Here is an 18,301-nt window from a genome sequence, read left to right on the forward strand (position 1 = left end):
GTGACTTTCGTATACAATATGGCCAAGTGGCCCTGTGTGCCTAAAGTCAAATCCAAGATACGAGACAGGATATGAAGAATACTATGAGATGGAACCGCATTGTGCTTTTTTGTTTTGCCCTGGTCCCTGCTGCTTTGTATGGCCGCCACATCATTGGTGGATCGATGACTTACCGCTGTTTGGGGAATGGCGATTATGAATTTACCCTCAAAGTGTACCGCGATTGTTTTTGCACCCGTTGTGCGGAAATTGACCCGGTAGCATTTATTGGTGTGTACCGTTGTGGCCCTACCGCACCCTGCAATGGACAAAATAGTGCTTTGGCCAGACTCAACGTACCCCTGACTGAGCGCAGAAACATTGACCGCCCCGATTACCCCTGCCTGGAGCCACCGGCAGTTTGTACTGAAGAAGGGATTTACATATTCCGCCTGAGTCGTTTTGGACTTCGCTTGCCCAATAGCCCCGACAACAGTTATTTCATCAGTTACCAACGTTGTTGTCGCAACGAAACCATCACCAATATTGTCAATCCCGACACCTGGGGTGCGACCTATATGGTAGAAATTACCCCCGAGGCTCAACGGGTTTGCAACAATAGCCCGGAGTTCAATACCTTTCCTCCAACCGTAGTTTGTGCCAATTTTAACCTCAAGTACGACCACTCGGCCCGGGATGCCGATGGAGATCAACTGGTGTATGAATTTTGTCCTCCTTTTGATGGGGGCGCAAATAACCTCGAACCTTTTATTTACAACACTTGTGATGGTGCCTATCCCAGTCCTGGTTGCCCTCCACCCTACAAATTTGTGCCTTTCCGCCCACCATTGTATTCTGCTACCAGTCCAATTGGTGGCGATCCAGCCCTAAGCATTGATCCACAAACTGGTTTGATAACAGGAAAACCCAATCCCATTGGGCAATACGTGGTAGGGGTTTGTGTCTCCGAATACCGCAATGGGGTTTTGTTGAGTCGAATTTTTCGAGACTTCCAGTTCAACGTGGCCAAATGTGATCCCAAACTGATCGCAGACATCAAGGAGGACATTAAAATCAAGGACAAGGAATACCTCGTCAACTCTTGTGGGCCTACCGAGGTGAAGTTTATCAACGAGAGTACACCCCGTTCTTTTATCCGCACCTTCGATTGGGAATTTGACCTGAACAACCGCAAATTAACCTCCACCGAATGGGAACCTACTATTCTTTTCCCTGGAATTGGTACTTACAATGGGCGGCTCATTCTGAACAAAGGCACGGAATGTGGAGATACGGCTAAAATCTTCGTTAACATTTATCCAGCATTAGATGCTGATTTTGAATATGAATACGATACCTGTGTAGCCGGGCCGGTGAAATTTACCGATAAATCGGTTTCAGGCGGCAAGTTCCTGACCAGTTGGAATTGGGATTTTGGGGATAAAGGCAGCAGCAAGCAACAAAATCCCGAACACCAATACCGAAGTCCCGGCAAAATCCCGGTTACCTTGACTGTGCGGGATACCAACAAGTGTGTTGAAAAGTTGACCAAAACCATCAATTACTTCCCTGTCCCGGCCTTGCTGGTGATTTCGCCCAGCGCCTCGGAGGGTTGTGCCCCACTGAGGGTCAAGTTTAACAACCTTTCTTTTCCCATCGATTCTACCTATAAAATTGATTGGGATTTTGGGGATGGTGGGCGCTCTAGAGTCATAAGCCCCAGTTATACTTATGAGGATGCGGGGATCTTTACCGTTTCTCTGGAAATTACTTCTCCGATTGGCTGTAAAACGGATACGGTATTTCCCGATTTGATCAAAGTACGCCCTTCGCCAAAGGCAGGTTTCATGATCGATCCCCCGATTGCTTCCAACTTAACCCCGGTCATCAACCTCTTTGATGAATCGCAAGGAGCCATCCGCTGGAATTGGCAACTCAGCAATGGCCGGAATTTTACGGAGCGAAGTCCGAGTTTTTCGGTTATCGATACCGGGCGAATCAAGGTCCGGCAAATTGTGGTCAATTCGGTGAATTGTCTGGACACTCTAGATAAAATCCTGGACATTCGACCGGAAGTACGCTATTTTTTACCCAATGCCTTTACCCCCAATGGCGATTCGGTCAATGACGAGTTTAAAGGGGTAGGGGTGATGGCGGGGGCCAAAGCCTTCAATTTTACCATCTGGAACCGTTGGGGCGAAATGGTCTATCAAAGCGATCAACCCAACCAAGGCTGGAATGGACGCAAGTTCAACACCGGGATAGAGTCGCCTCCAGGCGTCTACGTGGTGTTGGTGACCTACCGCGACCCACGGGGGAATCCTTATGAACTCAAGGGTTTTGTGACTTTGGTGCGTTGATCGTATAAACGTAGGGTAGGGGATGGGTTGCGTAGAAAAGAGACGCAGGGCCGTGCGTTTCTACAAGAAAAAAAACTTTTTGGCAAAAACCCTTTTCATTTCTAAAAATCATTTACCTTTGCACGGCTAAAGAAAAAAGTAAAATTTTTGCATGATGGATGCGATAAAGTTTGTTCATGAGCAATTGACTCCAGCTAGAGAAGTGGAGATTCCGGCTTTCCGCGCGGGTGATAATGTAGTGGTGAACTATAAGATTATCGAGGGAGACAAGGAGCGTATCCAGTCTTTCCGTGGTGATGTGATCCAGGTTAAAGGTACTGGAGCGACTAAAACCTTCACCGTAAGAAAAATTTCCAATAACGTTGGAGTGGAGCGTATCTTCCCATTCGCTTCTCCTAATATCGTAGATGTTCAAGTAACCAAGCGTGGTAAAGTACGCCGTGCTCGTTTGTTCTATCTGCGTGACCTCATTGGTAAAAAAGCCCGTATCAAGGAGCGTAAATTCCAAAAGAACGTTACCCAGGTTCAGGGATAATTGTTTTTTGGTTCTGCATAAAAGAGGATTTCGGCTGTATGGTTGGAATCCTTTTTTGTTTTGGACTATTGTCTGATACCCGACTGCTTACCAGTCCCTTTTGGCAATCCAAATTGCCAAGTGTGATGATCTGCTTTTTCCGTTAATAGAATACCATTATTTTTAGGACTATATCTTACTGATCGCCCGATCTTCTTGATTATCGCACACTAACAAATACATTCAAGCCATGAAATTACTGAGATTTTGTCTGGTAATTGCACTGGGAATGCTTTGCCTATACCCAAGCAAAGCCCAGACTGCCTTTTTTAACGTTTGGGACCCTCAGGTGAATTTTAATGAACAATTTGGCTGGGCTTCTCATCGGGCTGTTTTTCAGCAGGCAAGCATTACGCTTCGACCCGTGGGCATTTACACCGAAGTTGGGCTTTATTTAACGATAGCTGCGCCCGAGGGTACATTTCAAATGGGGACCCAGCTTGAGGCTGGATTGAATTTTTCCTTACCACGAGAAGCGATTGTCAACGATTCCTGGTTGTGGGTTGACAGCACAATTATTCAAGCAAAAATTATGGATCGGTGGTCTGCAACTACGGTTTATGAGAATATCGTGAATCGTCGGAAAGATCCGTCACTTTTAACCAAAAATGGTAATGTCTATTCACTGCGCGTTTACCCATTGATTATGGGGAAAAGTCGCAGAGTCAAGATCAATTATTTAATGCCAGGGGAGTGGACTGCTGAAGAAGTAAAAACCGTACTGCCCGCAGATATTTTGCGCAGCAGTTGGGGCTCCAATCCCGAAATTGAGCTTAAAGCTTTTGTTGAAGCGCCTTGGAAAAACCCAAGCTTGCCTTCCCATCCAGAGCTGGCGTTCACTCCTGGTGTTGATCCAGTATTGGGCAACTATTTTGCGACACGAATCCCCAAGGCTAGTTTAGACAATCGTGAACTTTCCTTTGCACTTGATTCACCGCTCAACAATGGGGTGTTTTTGACGCGTTCGGGCAATGATCAGGAAGGAGTTTATCAAATGGTTTTATTGCCAGAACATTTTTTAAAGGCTAACCAGATAGAAAAGCCACAGCGGGTAATGGTCTTGGTTCAATATGAAGCGGAGCGTTCTCCCGGGGTTACGGCCAGGCAATTACTCTCTACCATTAAGTCGCAATTGAAAAAAACATTAGGCCCGGAAGATTTTTTCAATGTTGCCCTAGCAGGGGTAGTGCCCCAAGTACTTGCCAAGGACTGGGTCAGTGCGGATGAAAGGGAAATTGATCGGATTTTTGATGGGATTGCTGCGGAAAACCTCAGTGGGTTTAACTTGCCGGGATTGTTGGCCAAGGGAATAGAGGTGATCAAAACAAGTGGCGACGAAGGTAAGGTCATTGTTTTCGCCAATGCTGGCACAGAAGGTGGGATTAATACAGCGAATGCTTTGGTAAAGGAACTCGAAGACATTAAAGGAAATGCGAACATCCCCTTTTTTATCGCCGACTTTGCTACCCATAATACGCCTTATTATTACATCGCCAATTACAATTCTTTCGGGAATGCTTTTTTTTACTTGCGCTGGACTTACCAAACGAAGGGTGATTTTCGGCAACAAAAATTCTGCTGCGGTAGTTTTGAAGAACTCGCAAATGAGGTGATGAACCTTGCACTTGCTGAAAAAGGTCCGCTGGATTTACATACCTCCCTAGATGCTGGATTTTGTTACAATCGTTATGATCTGAACAACGAGGAAGGTCTATACTATCAAAATAAGCCGATTTTGCAAATTGGCCGTTATCAGGGGAAATGGCCATTTGTTATCGAGCTGGCCGGAATTTCCCATGAATATGAAACCGTTAATATTCCTTTTGATTTGGCTGAGGAAACAGATAGTACGGGTACGATTATTTGGTCAGGTCAATACATTAAATCTTTAGAAGATAAATTGACGATTTATTCAACCTCGTATGGCGATGTTCAAAAAATTCAGGCCCTTGTTGAGCAGAGTATACAAACGCGCGTGCTCTCAAATTTTACCGCCTTTTTATGCCTTGAACCTAGTCAAGGTGGAGAACCCTGTTTCAAATGTTTATCACTAAACCAGGGTGGGCAAATTGTCAGCACCCGCGACCTTCAAGACAGCCTGATCCTAAGTAAAATCAGCCCCAATCCTTTTCGTGAAAGGGTCATGATCCAGTTGAAATTTAAAGAGTTGATTGATTTTTCCAAAGCCCAGATTTCTGTATACAATCACCTTGGGCAAGTAGTACGCACCTTCAGCGATGTGCCCAAAGGCAAGGTGCAGGATTTGGAATTGCACTGGGATGGAAACAACGACGGGGGAGTGGAGGTGCCGCCGGGTGTGTACATCTTCCGCTTACAGACGCCGGGTGGGCAGTATAGTCAGAAGTTGGTGAAGTTGGATCGATGAGGTAGGAATATATAGAGACTTTGGAGAAGTCAATTAAAAAGAAGAAGGCTTCTCCAAAGTTTTGACACATTTAAATTTAATTATTTTATAAAAATATTTGTTGTATTAAATAAAAAAGTGTATTTTTAAAACGAAAAATGTAAAGTAAATTATGGGACTGGTACACGCGGAAATAGAACTCATCAATGGCGACGATTTGGCCCTGGCTCGTCGGAATTATCTTGATCAGGATGAAGTGAAACGAATGTGGGTGACTGCTTTGGTTGACACTGGCTCATACATGTTGTGCATCAATGAAAACATCCGGGAACAACTGCAACTGCCCATTGTCGAAAAACGTATGGGGCAATTGGCCAATGGTGAGATTGTAGAGTATGATGTGGTTTCTTCGGTTGAATTGCGATTTAAAAACCGGCGCACCATTTGTAATGCGATGGTTTTACCTGGGGATAGTGAGGTGTTACTCGGCGCAATTCCCCTAGAGGACATGGATGTGTTGATTCATCCACAGCGACAGGAGTTGATTGTGAACCCGGATCATCCTTATTTTGCGCAGATGGTGTTGAAGTAAAATAAAAAACCCAAATGCAGTATTTCCACATTTGGGCTCTATTTGTATGTCTTTGGCGATTCTAAGCACCAGCTACCAGCTCCTTCGCTTTCGCCACGGCCTGATCCAATCCAGCCGTATTTTTTCCACCAGCAGAAGCGAAATTGGCTTGCCCACCGCCGCCGCCGTCAATTTCTTTGGCCAGTTCGCGCACCATATTGCCCGCGTGTAGTTTTTTGCCTTCCACCAGCGATTTGCTGATGGTAACCATCACCATAGGCTTATCGTTGATCACGGCACCAAACACAATCACAGCGTTGCCTAGTTCATTATCGATTTGAGCAGCAAGGTTTTTCAGCGCAGCCGAATCGTTGATCGATAAGCGGGCACTGATGAATTGTACGCCATTAAGTGTTTCTGCTTTGGCAATCAGGCCATCCTTGAGGGCAAAGGCTTGAGCTGCCACGAGGCGCTCAATTTCCTTGCGCAGTTCCTTGTTTTCGTCCTGCAGAGTTGCCACGGCTTTGGCCGCTTCGCCCTTGCTTTTCAGGATGCTGCGGATGGCGTCCAGTTCGCGCAATTCACTGCGTACAAAAGCTTCGGCATGGGTGGCCGTAATGGCTTCAATACGCCTTACCCCAGCAGCCACGGCGCCTTCAGAGAGAATTTTAAACAAACCAATCTGACCCGTAGCCTGCACATGCGTCCCCCCGCACAATTCGCGACTGAAAGTAGGATCAAAAGTGATCATGCGCACGACCTCGCCGTATTTTTCCCCAAAAAGCATCATCGCACCCGAATTGCGGGCTTCTTCGATGGGCATGTTGCGGTTTTCATCGAGGGGAATATTGGCGCGGATTTTTTCGTTGACCATGTCCTCAATTTGCCGCAATTCTTCATCGCTCACCTTTTGAAAATGGTTGAAGTCGAAGCGCAGGCGCTGGTTGTCCACGTTTTGCCCCTTTTGCGTCGCGTGTTGGCCAAGAATGCGGTGCAGGGCCGCATGCATAAGGTGTACGGCAGTATGGTTGCTGGAAACGGCCTGACGCAGCTCTGCATCCACTACCGCTTTGACGGGCAGTTGCAGGTTGGCCGGGAACTCGTCTACTACATGGATGATCAGGTCGTTTTCCTTTTGGGTATCCAGTACATTGACGCGGTCGGCGCCTACGATGAGGTAACCCTGGTCACCTGCCTGACCGCCACTTTCGGCGTAGAAAGGAGTGGTTTGCAGAACCAATTGGTACTGATCCTGGTTTTTGACATTGACAGTACGGTATTTCAGTACTTTGGTGTTTTCGACTACCAAAGTGTCATACCCTTCAAATTTCACTTCACCTTCGTTCACACTTACCCAGTCGCCAACTACCTTGGCAGCATCGGCACGGGAGCGCTCCTTTTGTTTTTGCAAAGCAGCTTCAAAGCCCACCATGTCGACCGGTATGTTGGCTTCCTGAGCCAGGAGCTGAGTCAAGTCGATGGGGAAACCAAAGGTGTCGTAGAGGTCAAATGCATCTTCACCTTTGATTTGGCCGGAAGATTTGTCCAAATCAGCGAAGCGTTTCAAACCTTTTTCCAGAGTATTCAAAAACGCCGTTTCTTCACTCTCAATGATGCGTGCCACCTGCGCTTGTTGGGCTTTCAATTCCGGGAAGGCATCGGCAAAGGCATCTGCCAGCATGGGGATAAGGGTGTGTAGGAAGGGCTGCTTGATGTCCAAAAAGGAATAATAATACCGGACAGCCCGACGCAAAATGCGGCGAATCACGTACCCGGCACCAGAACTGCTGGGCAATTGCCCATCGGCAATGGTAAAGGCAATGGCGCGGATATGGTCGACAATGACCCGCATGGCGATGTCCGACTTGGCGTCGCGCTCGTAACTAAAAGTGTATTTTTTGCCAGATACCTTTTCGATGTATTGGATAAAATGCGTAAAGACATCCGTATCGTAAGTTGCTTTTTTACCCTGCATCACCATACAAAGGCGTTCGAAGCCCATCCCGGTATCCACGTGTTGTTCGGGCAGTACTTCCAGCGACTTGTCGGCTTTGCGGTTGAACTGGATGAATACGTTGTTCCAGATTTCGACTACTCCTGAACCATCCACATTGACCAGGTCGCGGCCAGGTGTCTTGGCCACTTCTTCGTCGCTGCGGGTATCGTAGTGGATTTCGGTACAAGGGCCACAAGGTCCAGTGTCGCCCATTTCCCAGAAGTTGTCTTTTTTATTGCCGTAGAGGATCCGTTCTTTAGGCAAAACGCGCAACCAGAATTCGAGGGCTTCATCGTCGGCGGGGATACCTGCGGCAGGATCTCCTTCAAATACGGTGGCATAAAGGCGCTCCTTCTCCAGTCCCAATTTATCGGTCAATAACTCCCAACTCCAGGCAATCGCTTCATCCTTGAAATAATCACCAAAGGACCAGTTGCCCAACATCTCGAACATGGTATGGTGGGTGCCATCGTAGCCTACGTCTTCGAGGTCGTTGTGCTTGCCGGATACCCGCAAACATTTTTGAGTATCAGCAATGCGCCGAACTTCCGGGGTTTGATTGCCCAGAAAGTAGTCTTTAAACTGGTTCATTCCCGCGTTGGTGAACATCAAAGTGGGGTCATCCTTGTTCACCAGTGGAGCGGAGGGAACAATCTTATGTGCTTTGGAAGCGAAAAAATCGAGAAAAGCCTGGCGAATTTCGCGAGCGGTCATCATAAGTTTTTGTATTTAAAAGCAAAAAACATGGAGCATTATCAGATATAAAATTCTTTAAACTCGTTTTCTAGTTAAGAAACTGTTAAAAAAAATTTAAAGAATGCCACAATCTGGAAATCAGTTTCGATATTTGCTTCTGCTTGCTCCAAAAGTGAGGCAAAAAAAAGCAAATTTTTTTGAAAAACGGTCAATTTTCCTTCATAAGTTCCTACAATGGCCAGAAAAAAGAAGTGTGAACCAACAGTGGTGTGTTGATAATGTGGAAAAAAAAAGATGTAAATTTTTGGATGAATCAACACACTGAACTAATTTGGCCGCAGCTTATCCTATTTCCACGCCAGTAAGAACCACGAAGGAAGCTATTTTACGGTCCCATCTCGAGCAACATATCAAGAGAAAAATTCCGCAAATTCAGTCACATTGACCAATAACTAGCGTCATGGGAAAAAGAGAAAAGTTCATCTACAACATTCAAACACTTCGATTTGAAAAAGTAGAGATCAGCTGGCTTACCATAGCATCAAGAGCTTTAACATTTTTGTGTTCAGCAGTTTTTACTGCCTTTTTGTTCTCGATCGTACTGTACAAGTACTTTCCATCCCCTAAGGAAAAACTCCTCTTGCAAGAAATAGAGGTGATGAAAACCCACTACGAAAAACTGGAGGGTGACCTACAAGCCATCAACGATGAAATGAAGCACCTCAACGATCGAGATGCTTATGCCTACCGCACTATTTTTGGAATGAACCCAATCGACCAAAACATCTGGGAAGGTGGGGTCGGTGGTCATGATGAGTACCTGAGCTTCCGAGACCTCAAGCATGGAGGAGCTTCGATCATCAACGCACTGGACAAAGTGCGTAGTTTGAAGCAAAAAATGGTGATTCAGTCCAAATCCCTGGACACCATCATCAACCTGGCCAATGCCAAGGAAAAAATGCTGGCCTCCATTCCTTCCATCAAACCTGTACGTTCGGATAAGCTGGCCAAAATGGTTGGTTTGCTTTCAGGCTTTGGGTACCGGATTCACCCGGTGTACAAAGTACCCCGGATGCACTACGGTCTTGATTTCACTGCACCCAAAGGTACCCCCATCCAGGCTACTGGCGATGGGGTGGTCAAAAAAGCGGAATACCACAGTGGCTACGGCAAATGTGTGGTTATTTCCCACGGCTACGGCTACGAAACCTTGTACGCCCACATGAACTCGATCGAAGTACGGGCCGGACAAAGGGTAAAACGGGGTCAACCTCTGGGCAAAGTAGGCAGCACCGGTACTTCCACTGCTCCACATTGCCACTATGAAGTGCACCTCAAAGGGAAACAGGTTAACCCAATTCATTATGTTTTGGATGGTCTTTCACCAAAAGAATATCAAACTTTGGTAAAAGCTGCAGAAGGTGCAAACCAATCTATGGACTGATATTGAATGGTTTATAATATTTTTACATACAAGCCTCTTCAGGATCCTGAAGAGGCTTGCTGCATTTTACAAATAAGATGCTTATTTTTGTCCTACTACTACATATACATTAAAAATACTTGATGAAAACGGTAATCGTAGATGATGAACCAGTGTACACGGACTTGCTGTCGCGCAAACTTCAACAAGTCGCCCCGGATATAGAAATAGCTGCTATTTTTAATAAACCAATTGAGGCATTGGTCTATTTGCGCCAAAACTCGGTGGATTTGCTTTTTCTGGATGTGGAGATGCCTGAAATTGATGGTTTTGCTTTTTTAGACCTGTTTCGCCCCAATGACACTCCGGTCATTTTTGTGACCAGCCACGAAGGTTATGCACTCAAAGCCTTCCGCTACGCAGCCGTAGACTACCTGCTAAAGCCTGTACAAGCCAACGAATTGAGCGAGGCCATCAACAAGATCAATCGTGTCAAAAAAGAAGACCTGTTTTCCCAAATGGATGTATTGCGCAGCGCCATGAAGGAAATTCAGTCTGAAAATTCCCGCTTTAACCGCCTTGTTTTGAATACACAGGACAAGGTAGTCGTGCTGGACGTGGAAGAAATTGTCAACATTGAAGCCTCTGGACCCTACTCACAGTTTTATACCATCGATAAAAAGCAATACATCACCAGCAAGCCACTTGGCCATTACGAAGACTTGCTGCGCAACAACAACTTTTTCCGCCTGCATCGCTCTCACTTGATCAACCTTATGCACGTCAATTCCATCATGAAAGAAGATGGTGTGGTGTTGATGCGCAATGGGACGCAGTTGCCCTTTACGAAGGATAATGTGTCGAGGTTGTTGGAGCAGTTGAAGTAGGTCAGTCTACGCCCCTTGCGCATCCAACAACACCAAATCATACCCCTTCCCCTCCGGACACTCCTTTAATTCGCCGCCAAATCCTTCTACAAAGGTTCGGATAAGTCGCAAATCCCAATAAGGTTTTGGATTGGAGGCAGCATGGGAAGAATGATCCGGCCGGTGCTCCACTTCTTCAACATCAGCAATTCGAATGTTTACCCTGTCCCCTTCACGCCAGGCACTTAGGGTAACAGGCATGTCTTTTTTGCCTGGTCTTTCGGCTACAATCAAGAGCAGATTGCGCAGGATCATTTTAAGCATAGTGGGATCGCTATACAAGTTTAAATCGGGTGGGATGTGGTACAAAATGGGGCTATAACTGCCGTTGCTCAACAAACGAATGTTTTTGTCCAAATCTCCAGCAAGGGGTTTGAGCTGAAATTCCTGCCGCAAGGGTTGGTACTGTTGCATCTGGACCCGGGCGGTGAACATCAAATCCTCCAATAAATTGATGGTCCGCATGGTTTGTTGTTGCAGTTGCCCCAATAAAATTTCTTGATTTTGATGGCCCCAATTGGCCCCCTGGCCTAGATTGGCCAATACGCCCTGAATGGTGCTTAGGGGAGTACGCAACTCAGTAGCTATGGCACTAAACAATTGATCTTTAACCAAATTCAGGTTAAACAATTCTTTGCGTTGCGCTTCGATTGTGGCCATTTTTTTGGTGAGAATTCTATTGACCAACTTGCGTTGTTGATAAAGGGAATAAATGCCAATACCAATTAAAAAAGCCAAAACAATGGCAATTCCAGTAATCCAGCGGATTAATTTTGCCCGGTTGATGCGGTCGGCATAAAAATGGTCCATGCTCTGTTGTGCTTCGAGCATGGAGAATGCTTCTAACCTTTGAGTGGATTCGATTTTTAAGTCTTCTGAAAAAATACTATCGTTGAGCAGCCTGGCTTCCTGTAGCGCCTTAAGGCTGGCATCGTATTGTTTAAGTTGTTTTAGAACCTGGGCATAGGTGGACAGAACTGAGGGGCGTAGACTTTGAATTCCCTTGTAAATCGTAATGTTTAACGCGTATTGAGCATAATATTTGGCCGAATCCAATTGATTAAGTGCTAAAAAAATTTTGGCCAAATTTCTACTCGAAACGGCTTGAACTTGTGCGTCCCGGTGTTGAATGCTCATCTGACGGGCACGGCGGGCAAAAGGTAAGGCCTTTTGGGGTTCTTGTTCGCCAAGGTAGAGCTCACTAAGGTTGGCGCAAATGCCAGAGGTGAAATAGTGCAGGCCAATCGGGTCTGATTCCTGAATGGCCTGTTGTAGGTAATCAATGGCCTGGATAGGTTGCTCTTTTTTTTGGTAAACGATCCCAAGGTTATTCAGGGTCATTGCCAATACCGTCGGGGAACTGATCGAATGGAGTTCTTTGAGATTGAGTTGTAGCAGAAATTCGGCTTTTTCAAATTGCTGGAGGTTGGTGTAACTTTCCGCTAAATTGGCACGCGTATGGCACTTTAAGTTTAAACCAGCGGGATGTTTTTTGCACAAATCAATAGATGTGTAAGAATATTCCATCGAGGTTGCATAATCCCCCTTTAGGGCAAGAACGTTGGCCATATTGGAATAGTGGAGGGCAGCTAAGAGGGGATGTTCTTCAATTTTGATCAGGTTGCTGGCTTTGCGGTAGTATTGAAGTGCCTGGTCAAGGTTTCCGACATCAAAACTCTGATTGCCTTTGTTCCCGTAAGCTCGGGACAAAAGCACATTATTGCGCAGTGCTTTGGCCAAATTCAAAGCTTGGTCATTGTATGTATAGGCTTGAATAGGCTCAGAGTACATCAATTGGTCGTGCAGATCCAGCAACACTTTAGCCCTTTCCGCCTTTATTTCCACTTGGTTCAGCCGTGCTTCCAGGTCGGCTCTCTTTTGTGGGTCAAATGGGGTAAGTTGGCCGCTAGCCTCTACACAAAACAATATCAACCCACTAGTAAGAACAAGCAGGTAGATACTATATAGAGACAAGACGCGTACAGTTTTCACCAATTTAAGTTGTTTATCGTTTGGGTTTAGGGGACTTTTTACGCCCTTTGTGATGGCAAGGTGATGGTAAATACACAACCTTGATTCACCTGGGCTTGTCCAATCAATTTTCCGCCCTGATTTTCAATAAACTGCCGCACCAAGGATAACCCCATTCCAGAACCAACCTCTCCTTTGGTGCCAAAACGCGAAAGCTGGCCATTTAATGCTTTTTTGAGTTGGTCTTCATTCATCCCAATGCCCTGATCCACAATTTGAATCGCCCAACCATCTTCTTCCTCTTTTGCGTGAACTTCGACGGACTGCCCGACATGGGAAAATTTGACGGCATTGGAAATGATGTTCCGCAGCGCCATTCTGATCATTCCAGGGTCGCTGTACAAGGTAAACCCTGGGCTGATGTCATTTTTTATGCTGACTTCCTTTTCTGCAAAAATGAATATGATCGATTCACTTAGATCCTCTACAATTGGTCGAAGTTTGAATTCTTCTTTGATCGGTTGGTAACTGTTCATTTGGATTTTTGCCCAATACAACAGGTTCTCCAACAACACACTGGTTTTGGCGGTTTGTTGGTGGAGCCGCTCCCACCAATGAGCCCGTTCATCAGCAGAGAGGTCAAGCTCATTCAAAGTATCCAATACCGCTTGAATGGCCCATAAGGGGGAACGCAAATCGTGCGAAATCACAGCAAATAGTTGGTCTTTGACCTGGCTGAGTTGTGCCAATTGGTTTTTTTGAGATTCCAATTGGGCATTTTGCATTTTCAACAAGCGATTGGCTTTTTGGCGAAAGCGTACTTTGAACAAAAAATACAAACTAACGAGTGCAGACAAAAACAAGACAGAAAACATACCATAACGAATGAGTCGTTCCTGGCGGAATTGGGTTTCAAAATACTGTTGTACTTCTTTTTCCGCCCTTCGGATGCTCATTTTGTTACGGAGTCTCTCGGCTTTTAAACGTTCTGCATTAGAAGCAATTTTGTCCTCTATATTTTGTGCTTTTTCGAGGGCTAAGATGGCGGGGTAGGCCTGATTTTGCCTTGCTAAAATTGTTCCTTGCTGGATCCAAATGTCTCGTTCGGTAGTGTCATGCCCTCGGTTTAAGGCACTATTTAAAGCTATCGTATTGTAGTTGAGCGCGGAATCGAGCAAATTTTCCGTAAGGTATGCTTTGGCCAATAAGTAGTTGCTGAGGTTGATACTATTGGTATCGCGAAGTGTTTGAGCAATAGCCCTTTTTTTGAATGCAAAAACCTTTGCCTGAAGATGGTCATCCAATTCCAGGCTGGCCTGGCAAAGTTTTTCCAGAATAACCATTGCTATAGCTGGAAGGTTTTGCTGATCGGCAATAAGTTGGGCCTGTTGGAGGACCTCACGGGCTAGTTCGTATTGGTGTTGCTCAGTGTAGGTTTGCGCCATTACCTGCAAAATCTTGCACAAATCAAGTAAAGCATTGTTTTTTTCGGCCAAAGCTTTAGCCTGTTTTAGGTATTTTAAGGCTGGCTGGAAACTGTTTAGTTCTAAATTGCAAAGCCCCAGCTGCTCCAGGATTTGAATTTGAACCGACTGGTCTTCCTTCGGGTAGTTGTGCAAAACCTTGAGCCCTGCCTGATAATAATCAATGGCTTTTTGATGGTTCCATTGTTGATGAAAAACATCACCCAGGGCCAGATACACCTCACTTTGAGCTGAATAGTTGCGGCTTTTTTTGAATGCTTCAGCAGCTTCGAAATAACTTTTGATGGCTTTTTCAGGCTCATTCATTTTTTGGGCAATTTTTCCCTTCAGTTCATGGTATTTTCCCCAATACAACCCATAATTGGTCTGTTGAAGTAAGGGAAGTATTGCAGCAAGTTCTTTGTTCGCCCTTTGAGGGGCAGAATCGATGCAGGCTTCTATGGTTGTAAATTGTGTTTTGATGATTATTCCTTTAGAGGAACCAGTGGGTAATTTGGCATGCAATGATTGGGCCTGTACTGGCACTATTACTATGCAGCAAGCAAGTATAAAAATCCACAAAATGACGCATTTGCTGGCATTACCGCGCCGCAATTCTTTCACCTTGATCCTGTTTTATCGTTTAAAACAAGTGCGGAGGGAAAATCCTGCAAAAAAGTTTGCAACAAGAAGCAAAATGTCTTTAATAAAAAATAAGCCCTTTTGGTAAAAGATTTACCTGAGTTAAGAAAAACAGGTAGGCTTACATTCATTTAACGATTACTTTAGCGTTATCAAGTACAATTAATGCTTCCAAAAGCAAACCCTGAAAGATATTGTGCGAAGCTAAAACTTTTGCACGGAAATTTCAAGTATTACAGTGTTCTATTGTTGGCGCCCTGCTTTCGGGGCGTTTTTTTTTGAGATAAACACAACAATACAATTACGTTTTCACTTCATTGTCCAGTCTTCCTGATCGCTTTATCCGGCTTTTTTTATCTTTGCGGCGCGAAAACCAATTCAATTATGCCGAACAGCATTTATGAAACCATTATAGGCTTAGAAGTACACGTCCAATTGGCGACGAACAGCAAAGCATTTTGTGCAGATGATGCCAGCTTTGGCGGCGAGCCCAATACCCAGGTCAGTGTTGTTTCATTAGGGCATCCGGGTACTTTACCCAAAGCCAATCGCCAACAAATTGAATTGGCTACCCGCCTTGGTCTGGCTTTAGGCTGTAGCATCAACCCTACCAATACTTTTGACCGCAAGAACTACTTTTACGCGGATTTACCCAAGGGATATCAAATTACCCAGGATAAGCAGCCGATATGTGTTGGGGGTACTTTGTCGATCAAGTTGGGCAATACCTGGAAATCGATTCGGATTCACCATATTCACATGGAAGAAGATGCGGGCAAATCGATCCACACCATGGCACCCCGGCATTCTTTCATCGATTTGAATCGGGCGGGTGTACCATTACTGGAAATCGTTACTGAACCAGACCTGCGTTCAGGTGAGGAGGTAGATGCGTTTATGACGGCCATGCGCCAGTTGGTGCGTTACCTGGAAGTTTCTGATGGCAATATGGAACAAGGTTCTTTGCGCTGTGATGTAAACATTTCCATCCGGGAGCGGGGTAGCACCATTTTGAACGACCGCTGCGAAGTCAAAAACGTAAACTCAATGAAGTTTGCGCGTCAGGCCATTGATTATGAGGTGCGGCGTCAAATTGGATTGATGGAATCTGGCCAAAAGGTCAAACAACAAACCCTCAATTTTGACCCCAATACAGGGGTGACTTCGCCGTTGCGGGAAAAGGAAGACGCTCACGATTACCGCTATTTTCCTGAGCCTGATTTGCCGCCCATAGTACTTTCTGAAGCTTATTTGAGCAGGGTTAAAGCTGAATTGCCTCAGCTTCCAGCTGCTTTGTATGAGACGTTGACTACTCAGTACCAACTTTCCGATTACGATGCCAGCATCCTGGTTGAGGAAAAAGCCACAGCCTTGTTTTACCTCAATTTGGTGCAACACAGCCTAAATTACAAAGCTGCGGCCAATTTGGTGATCAACCGCATTCTGCCCTGGTGCCAGGAACAAAAAGTATCCATTGCCCAATTTCCACTGGTTGGGGCTCAGCTCGCCGCTTTAATTCAGTTGATTGAAGAGGGGAAGGTGAGCAATACTGCTGCTTACCAAAATCTTTTCCCGGCGATGTTGGCCAATCCAGGGCAAGCCCCCCTCGCTTTGGCCGAGTCGCTCAATTTGATCCAAACTTCTGACGGCGACTTTTTGCAAAAAATAGCCGCTGAGATTTTAACCCAGTTTCCCGATAAGGTAAAGGAATACCAAAAAGGCAAAAAAGGCTTGATTGGCTTCTTTATGGGCGAATTGATGAAACGTTCGAAAGGGAAAGCTGACCCGAAGGTGGCGACGGGGATTCTGGAAAATCTACTGAAGGGAAGTTGAGGAGTTGAGGCTACCGCAGCAACTTAGACATAGGCTATGTCAAAAACGCTGCGGTAGCCTCAACTTCTCAACTCCTCAACCTTTTTTATACTCCCGAATATCCACCTTCCCCGTACAAAATGCATAATCCGCCTCCACATTGGAAGCCACCACAATACTCCGCTGGCCCCCAAACTGGTTGATCAAATCTGCATACCAGGCAGTACCTTGCGCATCTAAATTGGTTGTGGGTTCATCCAGGAGTAGGAGGGGGGCCTGCGAGCAAATGGCCAGCACCAGTTTGAGCCGTTGTTTCATACCCGAAGAGAAATTGCGCACTTCATTGGTGCGGGAACGTTCAAATCCCAGCAAGGCAATGATGTCTTTGGTGCTCAGGTTTTGTTGAAAGGGTTTGAATTTGCGGTGAAAATCAATGGCTTCCTGTAGGTTAAATTCCTCGATCAATTCAATGTAAGGCGCTGCATAAGCCAATTGGGTATACACCTGATCGAGTGCTAATTGTTTATCATCTACACTAAAATCTACTTTGCCTTTGGACGGGGTCAGGTGCCCACAAATCATTTTTAACAAAGTAGACTTGCCAGAACCGTTGGGGCCGGTAATGGCAATGCGACTACCTGGCTCGATGAGCAAGTTTACCCCGCGCAAAACCCAGTCGCGGCGGAAACGTTTACCAACCTGATTGAGTTCAACCTTCATTGGTCAGGGCACTGCCGTTGATGTGGCGCAAACCTTTCATGATCTCGGGCTTGTTGCGCACAAAATCAAGGATATAGCTGCGCTCAAGGGTAGGTTCAACCTGTTCTTCGATGATCTCAATGGCACGCGTCAGGCGTACCCCTTTCACAAAAAGAATGCGGTAAATTTCGTGGATGTTGTTGATTTGCTCTTGCGAAAAATTGCGGCGTTGCAAACCAATTACGTTGACTCCTGCATAAGAAAGCGGCTCGCGAGCAGCCTTCACAAATGGTGGAACATGTTTGCGTACCAGGGAGCCACCTGCTATGAAACTATGGGCGCCAATGCGGGTAAATTGCTGGACGGCCACCAGGCCTTCGAGAATCGCCCACTCATCAATTTGGACGTGGCCAGCCAGGTTTACATTATTGGCTAAAATGACATGATCACCCAAAATACAATCATGTGCAATATGGGCGTAGGCCATTACCAGACAATGTTTACCAACTTTGGTACTTCCAGCAGCAGCAGTACCCCGATTGATCGTCACGAATTCCCTTATGGTGGAATGATCGCCAATAGTAGCGGTAGTGACTTCACCCTGAAACTTTAGGTCCTGTGGAATCCCTGAAATAACGGCTCCCGGAAAAATGCGGACATTGCTGCCAATACGCGCGCCATCAAAGATGGTTACGTTTGGGCCAATCCAGGTATTGTCACCAATGACGACGTCTTTGTCGATAAAACAAAACGGGCTTATCGTCACATTGGACCCGATTTTGGCATCGGGGTGTACAGAAGAAAGGTGCAGCTGGTTCATCTTC

The 18,301-nt window shown here is 45.8% G+C and carries 13 protein-coding genes; 7 read left to right on the forward strand and 6 right to left on the reverse strand.

Going from position 1 to position 18,301, the window contains the following annotated elements; translation table 11 throughout:
• The first annotated feature begins 71 nt into the window (after nucleotides 1-71).
• From SFV55_RS00490 to SFV55_RS00505, 4 genes are all read left to right on the forward strand, one after another.
• Entirely contained in the window at nucleotides 72-2,339 is a 2,268-nt protein-coding gene (locus SFV55_RS00490) for a PKD domain-containing protein (RefSeq protein ID WP_320027477.1), read from the forward strand.
• A 154-nt stretch (nucleotides 2,340-2,493) separates the two neighbouring features.
• Nucleotides 2,494-2,874 carry a 50S ribosomal protein L19 gene (gene rplS, locus SFV55_RS00495; protein ID WP_320027489.1) on the forward strand — a complete coding sequence of 127 codons (381 nt, stop codon included), beginning with the start codon at nucleotides 2,494-2,496 and terminating at the stop codon, nucleotides 2,872-2,874.
• A gap of 229 nt (nucleotides 2,875-3,103) precedes the next feature.
• The gene (locus SFV55_RS00500) at nucleotides 3,104-5,299 is read left to right on the forward strand and encodes a VIT domain-containing protein (RefSeq protein ID WP_320027478.1); all 2,196 of its coding nucleotides are present in this window, start codon (nucleotides 3,104-3,106) and stop codon (nucleotides 5,297-5,299) included.
• A gap of 151 nt (nucleotides 5,300-5,450) precedes the next feature.
• The gene (locus SFV55_RS00505; RefSeq protein WP_320027479.1) at nucleotides 5,451-5,870 is read left to right on the forward strand and encodes an aspartyl protease family protein; all 420 of its coding nucleotides are present in this window, start codon (nucleotides 5,451-5,453) and stop codon (nucleotides 5,868-5,870) included.
• A gap of 61 nt (nucleotides 5,871-5,931) precedes the next feature.
• Here SFV55_RS00505 and alaS read toward each other — a convergent pair whose 3' ends face one another.
• Nucleotides 5,932-8,559: an alanine--tRNA ligase gene (alaS, locus tag SFV55_RS00510; protein ID WP_413776673.1), complete on the reverse strand. Its 2,628-nt coding sequence runs from the start codon at nucleotides 8,557-8,559 to the stop codon at nucleotides 5,932-5,934.
• A gap of 74 nt (nucleotides 8,560-8,633) precedes the next feature.
• Nucleotides 8,634-8,861 (reverse strand): hypothetical protein, encoded by a 228-nt coding sequence (locus SFV55_RS00515; protein ID WP_320027481.1) that lies wholly within the window; start codon nucleotides 8,859-8,861, stop codon nucleotides 8,634-8,636.
• 140 nt (nucleotides 8,862-9,001) lie between these two features.
• On the opposite strand from SFV55_RS00515, the gene SFV55_RS00520 reads away from it, so the two are divergent.
• Nucleotides 9,002-9,985, forward strand: a complete 984-nt coding sequence (locus SFV55_RS00520; protein WP_320027482.1) for a M23 family metallopeptidase — start codon at nucleotides 9,002-9,004, stop codon at nucleotides 9,983-9,985.
• Nucleotides 9,986-10,107: 122 nt separating this feature from the next.
• Nucleotides 10,108-10,851: a LytTR family DNA-binding domain-containing protein gene (locus tag SFV55_RS00525; RefSeq protein WP_320027483.1), complete on the forward strand. Its 744-nt coding sequence runs from the start codon at nucleotides 10,108-10,110 to the stop codon at nucleotides 10,849-10,851.
• A gap of 6 nt (nucleotides 10,852-10,857) precedes the next feature.
• On the opposite strand, the gene SFV55_RS00530 is transcribed toward SFV55_RS00525, so the two are convergent.
• Both SFV55_RS00530 and SFV55_RS00535 read right to left on the reverse strand, forming a co-directional pair.
• Nucleotides 10,858-12,864 (reverse strand): tetratricopeptide repeat protein, encoded by a 2,007-nt coding sequence (locus tag SFV55_RS00530; RefSeq protein ID WP_320027484.1) that lies wholly within the window; start codon nucleotides 12,862-12,864, stop codon nucleotides 10,858-10,860.
• Between the two features lie 56 nt (nucleotides 12,865-12,920).
• A complete protein-coding gene (locus SFV55_RS00535; protein WP_320027485.1) occupies nucleotides 12,921-14,948 on the reverse strand; it encodes a tetratricopeptide repeat-containing sensor histidine kinase in 2,028 nt (675 codons plus the stop codon).
• 402 nt (nucleotides 14,949-15,350) lie between these two features.
• Between SFV55_RS00535 and gatB the strand changes: the two genes are divergently transcribed.
• Nucleotides 15,351-16,799 (forward strand): Asp-tRNA(Asn)/Glu-tRNA(Gln) amidotransferase subunit GatB, encoded by a 1,449-nt coding sequence (gene gatB, locus SFV55_RS00540; RefSeq protein ID WP_320027486.1) that lies wholly within the window; start codon nucleotides 15,351-15,353, stop codon nucleotides 16,797-16,799.
• A 75-nt stretch (nucleotides 16,800-16,874) separates the two neighbouring features.
• On the opposite strand, the gene SFV55_RS00545 is transcribed toward gatB, so the two are convergent.
• Entirely contained in the window at nucleotides 16,875-17,498 is a 624-nt protein-coding gene (locus SFV55_RS00545; RefSeq protein WP_320027487.1) for an ABC transporter ATP-binding protein, read from the reverse strand.
• Complete coding sequence (gene lpxA, locus SFV55_RS00550) at nucleotides 17,488-18,297, reverse strand: acyl-ACP--UDP-N-acetylglucosamine O-acyltransferase (RefSeq protein WP_413776674.1); 810 nt, start codon at nucleotides 18,295-18,297, stop codon at nucleotides 17,488-17,490. The genes SFV55_RS00545 and lpxA overlap by 11 nt, the downstream gene beginning before the upstream one ends.
• Nucleotides 18,298-18,301: the final 4 nt, after the last annotated feature.

It is taken from the genome of Haliscomenobacter sp. (genome assembly GCF_033763495.1).
Classification (GTDB): domain Bacteria; phylum Bacteroidota; class Bacteroidia; order Chitinophagales; family Saprospiraceae; genus Haliscomenobacter.

What these genes read in the sequence shown, in the direction of transcription:
- SFV55_RS00525 (WP_320027483.1), top strand. Translation starts at nt 10,108, where the DNA reads ATGAAAACGGTAATCGTAGATGATGAACCAGTGTACACGGACTTGCTG.
- gatB (WP_320027486.1), top strand. Translation starts at nt 15,351, where the DNA reads ATGCCGAACAGCATTTATGAAACCATTATAGGCTTAGAAGTACACGTC.
- alaS (WP_413776673.1), bottom strand. Translation starts at nt 8,559, where the DNA reads ATGACCGCTCGCGAAATTCGCCAGGCTTTTCTCGATTTTTTCGCTTCC.
- SFV55_RS00500 (WP_320027478.1), top strand. Translation starts at nt 3,104, where the DNA reads ATGAAATTACTGAGATTTTGTCTGGTAATTGCACTGGGAATGCTTTGC.
- SFV55_RS00545 (WP_320027487.1), bottom strand. Translation starts at nt 17,498, where the DNA reads ATGAAGGTTGAACTCAATCAGGTTGGTAAACGTTTCCGCCGCGACTGG.
- SFV55_RS00520 (WP_320027482.1), top strand. Translation starts at nt 9,002, where the DNA reads ATGGGAAAAAGAGAAAAGTTCATCTACAACATTCAAACACTTCGATTT.
- SFV55_RS00505 (WP_320027479.1), top strand. Translation starts at nt 5,451, where the DNA reads ATGGGACTGGTACACGCGGAAATAGAACTCATCAATGGCGACGATTTG.
- rplS (WP_320027489.1), top strand. Translation starts at nt 2,494, where the DNA reads ATGGATGCGATAAAGTTTGTTCATGAGCAATTGACTCCAGCTAGAGAA.
- SFV55_RS00490 (WP_320027477.1), top strand. Translation starts at nt 72, where the DNA reads ATGAAGAATACTATGAGATGGAACCGCATTGTGCTTTTTTGTTTTGCC.
- lpxA (WP_413776674.1), bottom strand. Translation starts at nt 18,297, where the DNA reads ATGAACCAGCTGCACCTTTCTTCTGTACACCCCGATGCCAAAATCGGG.